The organism is Flavobacterium sp. (assembly GCF_025352015.1).
Lineage (GTDB): Bacteria > Bacteroidota > Bacteroidia > Flavobacteriales > Flavobacteriaceae > Flavobacterium.
This window is the reverse complement of record NZ_JANXUG010000101.1, coordinates 39765-53224: the sequence shown is the minus strand read 5'-3', so window position 1 is coordinate 53224 and position 13460 is coordinate 39765. Positions and strand designations below refer to the sequence as shown.

Below are 13460 nucleotides of genomic sequence, written 5' to 3'. Positions count from 1 at the left end.
ACTTAAAAAAATTTAGTTAAGAACTAAATTATAATTCGTGTCAAAATGTAACAAGATAATTTAGTAAAATAAGTGACTTTAAAAAATCTATTTTATAACATTAATATTTAAATAAAAAAATTTTCATGAAGAACAGAAAGAATATTTATGCTGTCCTAAATAATCGATGTAACGGTTTAGGAAATTACTCCTAATTCAAGAGCTCGGTCATTAGCTGCCTTAATAGCTTTAACTATTGTCTGTTCTAAACTGCCTTTATCGAAAACTTGTAATGCGCTTTCAGTAGTTCCGCCTTTTGAAGCTACTTTAGCAATCCATTCCTCATTAGATAACGAATAACTATTTTGAATTGCAACCGAGCCCATAAACGTTTGATTTACGAGTAATTCCGCTTCTGATTCGTTGAATCCTAAATCTACTGCTGCCAGTATCATTGACTGCATAAAATAAAAAACATACGCTGGTCCACTTCCCGAGATAGCCGTAGCGGCATTAATCAGTTTTTCATTCTCTACATACACTGATTTTCCAGTAGTGTTAATGAGGTTTTGAATGATGAATAATTCTTTTCTATCTACATTGGAAGAGGCTGTAAAAACAGTCATTCCCATTCCGATTTGAGTTGGAATATTAGGCATCGAACGCACAATTTTTGGACACGAAAGTTGGGATTCAATTTTTGATATCGTTATTCCGGCCATGACCGAAAAAATAATCTGACTGTCTTTTAAAAACGGTTTTATATTTTGTGCTAGTGCTTCAAAATCCTGTGGCTTTACGGCGAGAATTACAATATCGAAATCGCTGATTTTTTTATTTGTAATGGATGAAAAATTTGCTATTGGAATAGTACTTTCGGTTATTCTAAAATTTTCATTTCTAACTAAAACAAAAATATCTTCGGGCTTGATAAATCGTGAACTGATAAAACTATTGGCATAAGTCTTGCCCATATTACCATAACCAACTATTAATACTTTCATAGTGATGCAATTAAAAACTCTAATTAAATTTATATTTTGATATAGAGTTTTGAAAATGTATTATTAAAATATTATTTCTTTTTATTTTGGATTTGCTTTTGAGCCTCGGCTTGTTCCATCATTTCTCGCATCTTTTTCTGAAATTTTCCTTCGGTTTTAGGCTTGGTTTTATTTTCTTGAATTTGCGCATGAATTTTATCGCTATTGATAAAATATTTCTTAATGACCAGCATAATTCCGATAGTTATCAAATTAGAAATAAAGTTATATAAACTCAATCCAGAACCATAACTATTAAAGAAAATCAGCATCATTACAGGCGAAACATAAATCATTATTTTCATAATTTTTGCCATGTCGGGCATTCCTTCTTGTTGTGGTGCTGCCATTTGTTGATCGCCAGATGTCATTTTCATGTAAAAGAAAATCGCAATAGCTGCCAAGATTGGGAACAAACTTATATGATCTCCATACAACGGAATATGAAAAGGTAATTTAACTACTTGATCAAAAGATGATAAATCGTCTGCCCAAAGGAACCCTTTTTGTCTTAATTCAAATGCTGATGGGAAGAACTGAAACGAGGCATACATAAACGGTAGTTGTATCAATGCTGGTATGCAACCCGCCATTGGATTCACACCAGCTTTGTTGTATAACTTCATAGTTTCTTGTTGTTTTTTCATAGGATCTTTACTGAATTTTTCTCCTATTTCCATAATTTCAGGACGCAACACTTTCATCTTCGCTTGGGACAAAAATGATTTAAACGTTATAGGCGACATCGCTATTTTTATCATAATCGTAAAAATGATTATAGCAATTCCCAATCCCATAAACGAACTTAAAAATCCAAATAATGGAATAAAAATAAACTTATTTATCCATCCAAAAATCCCCCAACCTAACGGAACAATTTTCTCAAGATTTCGATCGTATTTTTTTAAAGTTTTATAATCTGTTGGCCCAAAATACCAATTCATTTTATAGTCTAACTCCCCATTAGCAAAGGCCAACGGTAGACTTGCTTTATATTGTTTTGTAAAAAGAGTATCCTTTTTTTCGTCATGCACCAAGTTTTGAGAATTCAATTTCGCTTTTTCAAATGGTATTTTGCTTAGTAATATACTTGAAAAAAAATGTTGTTTGTAGGCTATGAAAGTTATTTTTTCGGATGTTTCTTCCTTATTATCGCCTTGTCCCACGTAATCGATTTTTCCGTCATTATGCTCAAAATAAATTTCGGCATAACGATTTTCATAGGCTATACTCCTTTCATTTCTGAAGGTTTTTAAATCCCACTCTAAATCAATTGGTTTTGAAGTATTTAAAATTGTATTTAATCCTTGTGAACGAATATCAAAGTTTACTAAATAGTTATTTGGTGCCAAAACATAGTTGTACTCCAAAAAGGAATTAGCACCCGCTTTCAACTTCATTGATAGTATTTGGTTAACGCCAACTTTAGTTAAAGTGGGTTCAAAAAATAGCTCTTTCGTATTTAAAACCCGGTTGTCTTTTGTTTGTAATTGGAGATTAAAACTGGCGTTATTATCTTTAATCAACTCTACTAACTGACCTGAATTTTTCTTAAGTTTTTCAAAATTCTTTAAAGTAGCTTCAACGATATATCCGCCTTTGTTAGCAATTTTGAGGGTTACATATTCATTTTCTAAAGTGGTAAAATTTTCTTTGGCAGAAGGTAACGTTGCAGAATAAGCAAAACTACCCAAAGTGCCTGCTAGTTTTTTAATTTTAATAGAATCATTTATAGTAGTATCTTTTATAGTTTTTGCCGTGTCAATTGGAGTAGTTATAGTTTTTGTAACTTTTTCGGTTTTAACTTTTTCTTGTTTTTCCTTTAAATCTTTAGTTTTGTTGTTGTACATTATCCACATAATGATAACGAATATCAAACCAAAACCTATAATTGTATTAAAATCAAATTTCTTATTTTCCATTATTTAAACTATTTGTCATCATTGACAGCTTTAGCTATCATTATTTATTTTTATGTTTTACCATTGCGGCCACAAAGCTAACAAAAATTGGGTGCGGATTTGCAACGGTACTTTTATATTCTGGATGGTATTGCACACCTATAAAAAACGGATGGTTTTTGAGTTCAATAATCTCTACTAAACCTGTTTCTGGGTTTATTCCTGAACAAACCAATCCTGCTTTTTCCAACTGTTCTTTATAGGCATTGTTAAATTCATAACGATGGCGATGACGTTCTTCAATTTGGTCTTGATCGTATATTTGATGTGCCAATGTTCCTGTGGCAATATCACATTTCCAAGCACCTAAACGCATGGTTCCACCTTTGTCAGTAATGTTTTTTTGATTCTCCATGATAGAAATTACCGGATGACTTGTTTCTTCATTCATCTCAATAGAATTTGCATGTTTAAGTCCTAAAACGTTTCTTGAATATTCGATAATTGCCATTTGCATTCCTAGACAAATTCCGAAAAAAGGAATGTTTTTTTCCCGAGAATAACGAACTGTGTCAATTTTTCCTTCTATGCCACGACCTCCAAATCCTGGAGCCACTAATATTCCATCTAAATCTTGCAACTGTTCGGCTGCATTGGTTTCATCAATGTATTCCGAATGTATACTAACTACATTTACCTTGGTTTGATTGGCAGCACCAGCATGAATAAACGACTCCAAAATAGATTTATAGGAATCTTGCAACTCTACATATTTTCCAACCAAACCAACGTTTACCGTATGTTTTGGATGTTTCAATCGGTGCAAAAAAGTATTCCAATTTCTTAAATCTGGTGCAGCTTTTTTAGGTAAGTTTAATTTCTTCAAAGCTACCACGTCAAGACCTTCTTCGAGCATTAAATTGGGTACTTCATAAATAGTTGAAGCATCTATAGATTGAATTACAGCCTCTCGTTTCACATTACAGAACAACGCTAATTTTTGGCGCAATTCATCTGATAATTCGCGCTCGGTTCTGCAAACTAAAATATCGGCTTTGATACCACTTTCCATCAAAGTTTTAACGGAATGTTGTGTTGGTTTTGTTTTTAATTCTCCGGCTGCCGCCAAATAAGGAACTAATGTTAAGTGAATTACAATTCCATTGCTTTCGCCTAATTCCCATACCAATTGACGTACTGATTCTATATATGGTAACGATTCTATATCTCCAACCGTTCCGCCAATTTCGGTAATCACTATATCAAAATTGCCTGAATTTCCAAGCAATTGCATTCGTTCTTTGATTTCGTTAGTAATGTGCGGAACCACTTGAACTGTTTTTCCTAAAAATTCGCCTCTTCGTTCCTTTTCAATTACCGAAAGATAGACTCTTCCTGTGGTCACATTATTGGCTTGCGAGGTGGGAACATTCAAAAATCTTTCATAATGACCTAAATCCAAATCGGTTTCTGCGCCATCATCAGTTACATAGCATTCGCCATGTTCGTAGGGATTTAAAGTTCCGGGGTCAACATTTATGTAAGGATCAAATTTTTGAATGGTTGTTCGGTAGCCTCTAGCTTGTAATAACTTGGCTAACGATGCTGCGATAATACCTTTTCCCAAGGAAGAAGTAACGCCGCCTGTAACAAAAATATATTTTGTTTGTATTTGATTCATAGTAGTTTTGTTGGGGACAATTCTCTTGACTTATCCGTACTTGTTGTGTTGTATTTGTTGTAAAAACGAGACAAAAATACGATATATTTTGAAGAAAAATCAATTTGAAAATTAAATTGGTTTTGGATATTGCTTTTTAATCGTATGAACCAATTCCTCCAACCCATTTAATTTGAGTTCGTAAACGAGTTGCAAGGACTCGCCAAGTTGCCCTTTTGGAAATCCTTTATTACTATACCAAACTATGTAATATTCGGGTATGTCAATCAGGTGATATCCTTTGTATTTGCCAAAAGGCATTTTAGTATGGGCTAATTTTATAAGTTGTTGTTGGTTTTTATCCAAAGTCAAAGGTCTTAAAGTTTTAAAAGTGAATTAAAAAACCAAAGAATTTCGACTTTAGAATTTCTGACATTTTACTGAATTACTTCCAGTTAAAAGAAATCACTTTTTTAATATCTGGATGCAGGCTATGGTGCACGGGACAAGTCATTGCGGTTCGCTCTAAAATTGTTTTGGTTTTAGCATCAGCAATAAGATTCATTTCAAAATGGATATGAATTTCAGAAATTCTTCTCGGTTCAACTGCCATAACTTTGGTCACTTCGGCTGTGGTGCCTTTTAATTCAAGATCTAAATCTCTTGCCTTAATTGCCATGATGGTAATCATGCAGGTTGCTAATGAATTTGCCACCAGATCCGTTGGCGAAAATGCTTCTCCTTTTCCCTGGTTATCTGTTGGTGCATCCGACAAGATTTCTGTCCCCGACTGCATGTGCATTGACGAGGTTCGCAATTCGCCTAAATATCTAACAATAGATGTAGCCATTACAATGCTTTTTTTATAGTTAAATCAGTGTCGTAATACAAAATGTAAATTCCATTGTTGGCATAGCCGTACGTTGCATTGGAGACATATTCAAATTTGTTTTCTATTTGTTCTGATGAAGAGGATTGAACAGTTTCTTCAAACGTTTGATCTTGTGATAATCGAAGTAAGGTATCGAAAGTGACATCAAAGCCTCGAATGGCATATTGATTGGGCAGGATTTTATTTAATTTTTTATATTTTGCATCAAATTGATTGGCTTCATCTGTTTCGTTGGGTCTAGAAAATGATGGATATAATAGTTTTAATTTGGTTAGTCTTGTCAACGAAATTTCCTCAAAGTCAAAGGTTTCATTGGGTTCTAAAATCACTAATTGCACTTGATAGTCCTTTTGTGCATTCAACATGGCGGTTGTGGTGGCTAAAATCATTCCTGTTTTTTCGGACGCAAGTACTACATAATTAAGTTTGTCTTTTTGAAATAATAGTTTTAAACTATCTGCAATGACTGTTCCTTTTTCGCTCAATCCCATTATTTTAACTTGTGGTTGCGTGGTTTGAATATATTGTTTGACACTCCCTTTTTTTGAATCAATCACTGCAATGATATTACCGTCTTTTGCTTTCATATAGTCAAAAATAGAACTTCGTAAAACCTCCATTAATGGCATGGACTGGTACAAATTAGGATATTTTTTCCCATCTTCTTTTGACATCGGAGAAATAACAGGTGTTTTTGTTGATGCTACCAATTCGGCCAGTTTTTCTACATTGGATTGATAAAATGGACCAACAATTGCATCCATAGTTTGTAGACTATTTTGTTGCACTAACGCCGCTACATTGGATGAATTTTTAGTTTCTTGTGAGTCCAAAATTTTTATATCTACATTCATACCTAACACTTTCGCAGAGTCAATTGCCATTAAGGCTCCCGAATAAAAATCCAAAGTAAGGTTTAAGAATTTATCTTTCTTTAACCTAGCTTGTGTAGAGTTTATAGTATCGCTTTCTATCTTTGTTATATTAAACGGAAAAAGTAATGCGAGTTGTTTCCTCGCATTAGTGTTTATTGATTTCATTAAATTTCCTTGTTCTTTTTTGACAGGTTCCTTTCGTTGTCCTTTGGGAACCCGCAGTATCATTCCCAGTTTTACTCCTTTTTTTAATTCGGGATTCAATGATAGCAACTCTTGCTCTGTCATGCCATAATCTGCGGCGATACTGGCAGCAGTATCTTTTTGTTTTACAACGTACTCTTCCAAATATTTTTTGGTGCCCGAAGTTGATATTGTTAAAGGAGGTGATTTTGTTATTACTGTTGCCGGTTTTGTAGTTTCAGTACTGTTTCCCGCAGGAGCATTTCCCGAAATCACAAGCTTATATCCAATAGGAAAATCCGAGATAATTTGAGGATTTAAACGTTCTAACTCGGCAATAGTTATATTATATTTTTTGGAAATACCGTATTTTGTTTCTTTGGGTTCAATAATATGATAGGTAATTCCTGCTTTTGAAGTTTCTGCATTAGCTTGTATTTTGGGAACGGTTCCTTTAGAAGGTACTACTTTAGGAGCGGCTACTTTTGGCGTACTTATTGCAACTTTTGAAATTTCAGTTGGCGTTGCAGTAGTCTTACTTGGAGCGTCTGCAGCATTAGGAAGTTTAACGCTCATTCCTATTTTCAATCCGTTGTTTAGTAAATCACCGTTAGCAGCTTTAAGCTGATCAATAGTTATTTTGTATAGTTTCGACAAACTGTACAAGGTTTCTTTAGGTTGTACCAAATGCGTACTTGGATTGGTGTTTTTTGGTGGAATTGTAGTGCTATTTACGTTTGTTTTTGGAGCCATATATGCAGCAACTTCTCCTGAAGGTGGTATTAACAATACGCTATCTAACTGAATTCCGTTTTGAGAATCGGGATTAAGCTTATAAATATCATAGGGTGTGACCTTATATTTTTGAGCAATTAGGGTAACTGTTTCTCCTTTAGCAACAGTATGCTTAATATATTTTTCTTGTTTTGCCATCAGTGAAATTGTAAAGCAAAAAATAAAAAGTAAAGCGTAAATAATTCGGTTTTTCATGTATTTATCAATTAATTCAATGTCTAAAGTTAACAAAACTTTTCAATATCAATTCTTAAAGCTAATATTTTCATTAACTTTTTTGTGTTAACAAATATTATTCCCATTCTATAGTGGCTGGCGGTTTTGAGCTAATGTCATACACTACTCTATTGACACCTTTCACTTTATTGATAATTTCATTGGATATTTTCATCAAAAATTCATAGGGCAAATGCACCCAATCTGCAGTCATTCCGTCTGTAGATTCTACAGCTCTTAAGGCAATTACCTTTTCATACGTTCGCTCATCACCCATTACTCCCACGCTATTTACAGGAAGCAAAATCGCGCCTGCTTGCCATACTTTATCATACAAACCGTGTTCTTTTAAACCCTCAATAAAAATAGCATCCACTTCCTGCAGGATTCTAATTTTTTCTGGTGTGATGGCTCCTAAAATTCTTATCGACAATCCCGGACCAGGAAATGGATGCCTGCCCAAAAGTTCTGGGTCGATGCCCAATGTTTTCCCTACTCTACGCACTTCATCTTTGAACAACATCCGCAAAGGTTCCGCTATTTTAAGTTTCATATAATCGGGCAAACCGCCAACATTGTGATGTGACTTGATGGTTGCCGAGGGTCCTTTCACAGAAATTGATTCAATAACATCGGGGTAAATTGTTCCTTGAGCCAACCAAGTTACATCTTTAATTAAATGTGCTTCTTCATCAAAAACTTCAATAAAAGCATTGCCTATGACTTTTCTTTTGGCTTCTGGATCTTCGAGGCCTTCTAATGCACTCATAAATTTTGATGAAGCATCAACACCTTTTACATTCAGTCCCATGTTTTTGTATTGATGCAATACATTTTCGAATTCATTTTTTCGAAGCAAACCGTTGTTGACAAAAATACAATACAGGTTTTTGCCAATGGCTTTATGCAATAAAACTGCTGCCACAGTAGAATCTACGCCACCTGAAAGTCCTAATACTACTTTATCATTTTTTATTTTTTCCTGCATTTCTTTCACGCATTCTTCGACAAAAGCATTCGGTGTAAAGTTTTGAGGAACATGCGCAATTTTTACAAGAAAATTTTCCAAGATTTGCTTTCCATCCGTTGAATGATAGACCTCGGGGTGAAACTGAATGGCATAAGTTGCTTCGCCTTCAATTCGATAAGCAACATTTTCTACATCTTTGGTACTGGCTAATTTAACGCCGTTGGTCGGCAAATGTTTGATGGTGTCGCTATGACTCATCCAAACCTGTGATTGGCTGTTTACGTTTTCAAACAAAGTTTCACCGTCTTTGATATAAGATAAATTGGCTCTTCCATATTCCCTAATATTGGACGCTGCTACTTCTCCGCCCGAAAAATGTGCCAAATATTGAGCCCCATAACATACGGCAAGCAGCGGCAATTTGCCCCGAATATTCGACAAATCGATTTGCAAAGCGTCTTGTGAACGAACAGAATAGGGACTTCCGCCAAGAATGACAGCTTTGTAAGACGATAAATCTGTTGGAAAATGATTGTAGGGGAAAATTTCGCAGAATATATTTAACTCCCGAACTCTTCTCGCAATAAGTTGTGTGTATTGCGAACCGAAATCTAAAATAAGTACGTTGTGTTGCATGTGCAAAAGTACAATTCCCGATTGGAAATAAAAATAGTCGGGCTTTATTCTTTATGATAATCAAAGGAAAATCGTGACAAAAGAAAAATAGGCTAAGCATAAATAAAAAAACACCTCAATTGAGATGCTTTTTATTTATAATTAAGTGAAAATTACTTCTGCTTGAACGCTCTCACTCCCGGGAAATAAGCAGTATCACCTAATTCCTCTTCTATTCTTAATAACTGATTGTATTTTGCCATACGGTCTGAACGCGAAGCTGAACCCGTTTTGATTTGGCCACAGTTTAATGCTACTGCTAAATCGGCAATTGTATTGTCTTCGGTTTCTCCTGAACGGTGCGACATTACTGAAGTATAGCCGGCGTTGTGCGCCATGTTTACGGCAGCAATGGTTTCTGTCAAGGTGCCAATTTGGTTTACTTTCACTAAAATTGAATTGGCAATTCCTCCTTTAATTCCGCGAGATAAACGCTCCACATTGGTCACAAATAAATCATCGCCAACCAACTGGATTTTGTTTCCTATCAGTTCGGTTAAGTATTTCCAGCCTTCCCAATCGTCTTCGTACATTCCGTCTTCGATAGAAATTATAGGATAGTTTGTTGCCAATGATACTAGATATTCAGCTTGCTCTTGTGAGGATCTAATTTTTCCGGTTGCCCCTTCAAATTTGGTATAATCGTATTTTCCATTTACATAAAATTCAGAAGCAGCACAGTCTAAAGCTATCATTACTTCGTCACCAAATTTATAACCGGCATTCTCAACAGCTTTTTTGATGGTGTCTAAAGCATCTTCTGTTCCGCCCGCTAAATTGGGCGCAAAACCACCTTCGTCGCCTACAGCAGTAGACAAACCTCTATCATGCAATACTTTTTTTAGATTATGAAAAATTTCTGTTCCCATTTGCATAGCATGTGAAAACGAAGTGGCTTTTACCGGCATAATCATGAATTCCTGAAACGCAATTGGCGCATCAGAGTGTGAGCCACCGTTTATAATGTTCATCATTGGCACCGGCAAAGTGTTTGCCGAAACGCCGCCAACATAACGATACAATGGCAACCCAAGTTCATTGGCAGCCGCTTTGGCAACAGCCAGAGAAACACCCAAAATAGCATTGGCGCCAAGGTTAGATTTATTAGGCGTTGCATCGAGTTCAATCATTAAATTGTCAATATAATTTTGTTCAAAAATAGAAACCCCAATTAGTTCGGGTGCTATAATAGCATTCACATTGTGTACCGCTTTTGAAACCCCTTTTCCCATATACGCTTTTCCACCATCTCTTAATTCTACTGCTTCGTGTTCGCCAGTAGAAGCACCAGAGGGAACTGCAGCTCTACCTAAAACACCATTTTCGGTTACTACATCAACTTCAATGGTTGGATTTCCTCTGGAGTCAAGAATTTGTCTTGCGTGAACTTTTATGATAATGCTCATTTTGAATTTGTTTAAAATTTTAATAAAGTTCAAATTTAAGAAATTTAAAAAATAGATGATTACTTTTTTACACAACTTATAAACGCAATCGTTTTAGTAGTTATCTCTTATAATTATATAAGTTTAAAATATTATTTCACAACACGCCGCCTTACTATTGGGCATAAATTTGTATCAATAATCAAACTATATATCATGAAAAATTCTACTATTACAATCAGCCACGTATTTAATTCTTTATTACTGATTTGCTCTTTTTTAATTATTGGTCTTATGCCAACAATTTCGCAATCTCAAAATTATAGAACTATTGATGCTTACATGGATGATTTTGTGAAAAATGAATTATTTGTTAAAAAATCGTTGATGGACTATTCCATTACTATAGTTGAATCACAAATGTATTCGAGAACAAAAACTACAGCGGTAAGAATCATAGAAAAATTAGAAAAAATAAATACTATCATGAGAAATAGCAAAAATGGTTTTGAAGGTAACACCATGCTCAAAGATGGTTTTATAAAAATGAATCAAAAAACCATTGATTGTTTACAAAATGGAAGTTTGATTTTAAACGATTACGAATATCAAAGTTCGTTACCACTTTCCCAAATATCTGAAAACCTCAATCGTAAAGAAAACGAACTTATTACTTATTATCAGGAACTTAAAAATTTCGAGATTACCAAAAAAACTTTTGCTTTAAACAATAGAATACATCTTAACGGTAAGAATAGAAAAAATATTTTAGAGTACAATGCCTATCAAAACATATTGTTTTATAAAATGAATGTCATTGATGAGAAGCTAACCGCAGTAATAAACGCTAAAGATAAAAAAGGTTTTTCTGACTGTTTAGATGTGATTGCGTTAATGCATCAAGAAATCATTATAAAAACCAACCTGTATAAAAATGATTATAAAGACACTACTCTTAATGATGCTAACGTGGCGTACTCTAATTTTATAGTTGGTCAAAAAGATAAACTTAACGATTTATTTAACAGTTATGCTGATGCCTATAATGCACTGCAACAACTAAAAAATCCTTTACATCCTCAAACAAACCTCAACATTGATGCTTATAACAATGCGGTTAAAACATTTAATATCAATAAGAATTTGTTTTATACCGTGTTCAATTCGATACAATTAAACAAAGTCAAAATGTATAATAATTGGTTAACTACCAATAGTTCTTTCTTAAAAAACAACGGTCAGTTTGAAAGTATTTACGACAGATATGTTTATAACGATTAATATTATTTATTGAAGTTTTAAACATAAAAAGGTCAAAACTTACACATTTTGTAAGCTTTGACTTTTTTTAATATTTTCTATAAAAGTATCAAACAAATATTCCGAATCATGCGTGCCAGGACTTGCTTCTGGATGGTATTGCACCGAGAAAACATTCTTTGATTTCATGCGCATTCCCGCAACAGTATTATCATTGATGTGATAATGTGTGATTTCCAAATCGTTATGCTTTTCTAATAATTCTTTATTAACGGCAAATCCATGATTTTGCGAAGTGATTTCTCCTTTTCCGGTTAGGATATTCATAACTGGATGATTAATTCCCCGATGTCCATTAAACATTTTATAGGTGGAAACGCCATTTGCCAAACCAATAATTTGATGCCCTAAACAGATTCCGAAAACAGGTTTATCAGAAGCAATCATTTTTTGGGCAGTACTGATTACTTGTTCTAATGGTTCCGGGTCACCCGGTCCGTTTGACAAGAAATAGCCATCGGGATTGAAAGATTTCATATCTTCGAATGTTGTGTTGTATGGAAACACTTTGATATAGCAATCTCTTTTGGCAAGGTTTCTTAAGATGTTTCTTTTGATACCTAAATCTAAAGCTGAAATTTTATAAGTGGCGTTTTCTTTTCCAAAAAAATAGGGTTCAGTTGTCGATACTTTTGACGCTAATTCCAAGCCTTTCATATCGGGAACACTTTTTAATTGAGTTTTTAATTCTGCTACGGAAGTTCCGTCGGTGCAAATTACTGCATTTTGGGCACCGTTGTCACGGATGTAACTTACCAAAGCTCTTGTATCGACATCTGAAATGCAAATGAGGTTTTGCTTTTCGAAATAGTCAAACAGATTGCTTTGAGAATCGGGGCGCGAATGGTTAAAGCTGAAGTTTTTACAAACTAATCCTGAAATCATAATTTTTTCAGATTCTACTTCATTGGCGTTTACACCGTAGTTTCCGATGTGTGGATTGGTGGCTACTATGATTTGCCCAAAGTAAGACGGATCGGTAAAAATTTCTTGATACCCAGTCATACCCGTGTTAAAACAAACTTCTCCAAAGGTTTTTCCTTGAATCCCGATTGATTTGCCGCGAAAGATAGTTCCGTCGGCGAGTAGTAAAATGGCAGAGGTTTTTGTAGTGTGTTGCATAGTTACTTGTGTTTGTCCTTCGACTGCGCTCAAGGTTACAGTTTAGTTGTTGTAATCACAAATTTATTTATTTACGTTCAATTTTAAAAAAAGAATTATTAGAGTTTATAAACATTCCGATAGTTCCATTTTAGCCCCGATTGTAGTGGAAATCCTTTTTGTTGTTTTTAAGAGAAGCGTCTCGACTTCGTTAGATGTGACAAAAACAATAAAAAGATTGGAACGGAAAGCGGGAATATGGATTTTTAATAGAGCCCCGACGATTCGCTCTCAATTTCAATAGAATCTGAAACGAGTTCAGATTAAAAAAAAAGGATAAACAAAACTGTTTATCCTTTTTATATTTATGAGTTAACAATCATTATGCCTTTTCTTCTTTTGATTCTTCATCAGAAGCTGGTGCTTCAGGAGTTTCTTCAGCTGCTGGAGTTTCTGCTTCTGCAA

General features: G+C 34.4%; 10 protein-coding genes. 1 reads left to right on the top strand and 9 read right to left on the bottom strand.

The window, feature by feature from the left end; genetic code table 11:
* Positions 1 to 176 precede the first annotated feature (176 nt).
* The 8 genes from proC to eno all read right to left on the bottom strand — a co-directional run bounded on the left by proC (position 177) and on the right by eno (position 10595).
* Entirely contained in the window at positions 177 to 983 is an 807-nt protein-coding gene (gene proC / locus Q0Q96_RS10335) for a pyrroline-5-carboxylate reductase (protein ID WP_293874845.1), read from the bottom strand.
* 71 nt (positions 984 to 1054) lie between these two features.
* The gene (gene yidC / locus Q0Q96_RS10330; protein WP_293874842.1) at positions 1055 to 2944 is read right to left on the bottom strand and encodes a membrane protein insertase YidC; all 1890 of its coding nucleotides are present in this window, start codon (positions 2942 to 2944) and stop codon (positions 1055 to 1057) included.
* 40 nt (positions 2945 to 2984) lie between these two features.
* A complete protein-coding gene (locus Q0Q96_RS10325; protein WP_293874840.1) occupies positions 2985 to 4604 on the bottom strand; it encodes a CTP synthase in 1620 nt (539 codons plus the stop codon).
* 111 nt (positions 4605 to 4715) lie between these two features.
* Positions 4716 to 4949 carry a DUF3820 family protein gene (locus tag Q0Q96_RS10320; RefSeq protein ID WP_293874901.1) on the bottom strand — a complete coding sequence of 78 codons (234 nt, stop codon included), beginning with the start codon at positions 4947 to 4949 and terminating at the stop codon, positions 4716 to 4718.
* A gap of 79 nt (positions 4950 to 5028) precedes the next feature.
* Positions 5029 to 5433, bottom strand: coding sequence for an OsmC family protein (locus tag Q0Q96_RS10315; RefSeq protein ID WP_293874838.1), 405 nt, complete (start codon positions 5431 to 5433; stop codon positions 5029 to 5031).
* Positions 5433 to 7466 carry a LysM peptidoglycan-binding domain-containing protein gene (locus Q0Q96_RS10310; RefSeq protein WP_293874835.1) on the bottom strand — a complete coding sequence of 678 codons (2034 nt, stop codon included), beginning with the start codon at positions 7464 to 7466 and terminating at the stop codon, positions 5433 to 5435. Before Q0Q96_RS10310 ends, Q0Q96_RS10315 begins: the two co-directional genes overlap by 1 nt.
* Before the next feature lie 154 nt (positions 7467 to 7620).
* A complete protein-coding gene (guaA, locus tag Q0Q96_RS10305; RefSeq protein ID WP_293874832.1) occupies positions 7621 to 9150 on the bottom strand; it encodes a glutamine-hydrolyzing GMP synthase in 1530 nt (509 codons plus the stop codon).
* Positions 9151 to 9302: 152 nt separating this feature from the next.
* A complete protein-coding gene (gene eno, locus Q0Q96_RS10300) occupies positions 9303 to 10595 on the bottom strand; it encodes a phosphopyruvate hydratase (protein WP_293874830.1) in 1293 nt (430 codons plus the stop codon).
* A 195-nt stretch (positions 10596 to 10790) separates the two neighbouring features.
* On the opposite strand from eno, the gene Q0Q96_RS10295 reads away from it, so the two are divergent.
* Positions 10791 to 11855 carry a hypothetical protein gene (locus Q0Q96_RS10295; protein ID WP_293874828.1) on the top strand — a complete coding sequence of 355 codons (1065 nt, stop codon included), beginning with the start codon at positions 10791 to 10793 and terminating at the stop codon, positions 11853 to 11855.
* 39 nt (positions 11856 to 11894) lie between these two features.
* Here Q0Q96_RS10295 and carA read toward each other — a convergent pair whose 3' ends face one another.
* A complete protein-coding gene (carA, locus tag Q0Q96_RS10290; RefSeq protein ID WP_293874899.1) occupies positions 11895 to 13016 on the bottom strand; it encodes a glutamine-hydrolyzing carbamoyl-phosphate synthase small subunit in 1122 nt (373 codons plus the stop codon).
* Positions 13017 to 13460: the final 444 nt, after the last annotated feature.

Excerpts from the sequence above, each read along its gene's own strand:
- proC (WP_293874845.1), bottom strand. The coding sequence starts at position 983 with ATGAAAGTATTAATAGTTGGTTATGGTAATATGGGCAAGACTTATGCC.
- yidC (WP_293874842.1), bottom strand. The coding sequence starts at position 2,944 with ATGGAAAATAAGAAATTTGATTTTAATACAATTATAGGTTTTGGTTTG.
- Q0Q96_RS10325 (WP_293874840.1), bottom strand. The coding sequence starts at position 4,604 with ATGAATCAAATACAAACAAAATATATTTTTGTTACAGGCGGCGTTACT.
- Q0Q96_RS10315 (WP_293874838.1), bottom strand. The coding sequence starts at position 5,433 with ATGGCTACATCTATTGTTAGATATTTAGGCGAATTGCGAACCTCGTCA.
- Q0Q96_RS10310 (WP_293874835.1), bottom strand. The coding sequence starts at position 7,466 with ATGGCAAAACAAGAAAAATATATTAAGCATACTGTTGCTAAAGGAGAA.
- guaA (WP_293874832.1), bottom strand. The coding sequence starts at position 9,150 with ATGCAACACAACGTACTTATTTTAGATTTCGGTTCGCAATACACACAA.
- eno (WP_293874830.1), bottom strand. The coding sequence starts at position 10,595 with ATGAGCATTATCATAAAAGTTCACGCAAGACAAATTCTTGACTCCAGA.
- Q0Q96_RS10295 (WP_293874828.1), top strand. The coding sequence starts at position 10,791 with ATGAAAAATTCTACTATTACAATCAGCCACGTATTTAATTCTTTATTA.
- carA (WP_293874899.1), bottom strand. The coding sequence starts at position 13,016 with ATGCAACACACTACAAAAACCTCTGCCATTTTACTACTCGCCGACGGA.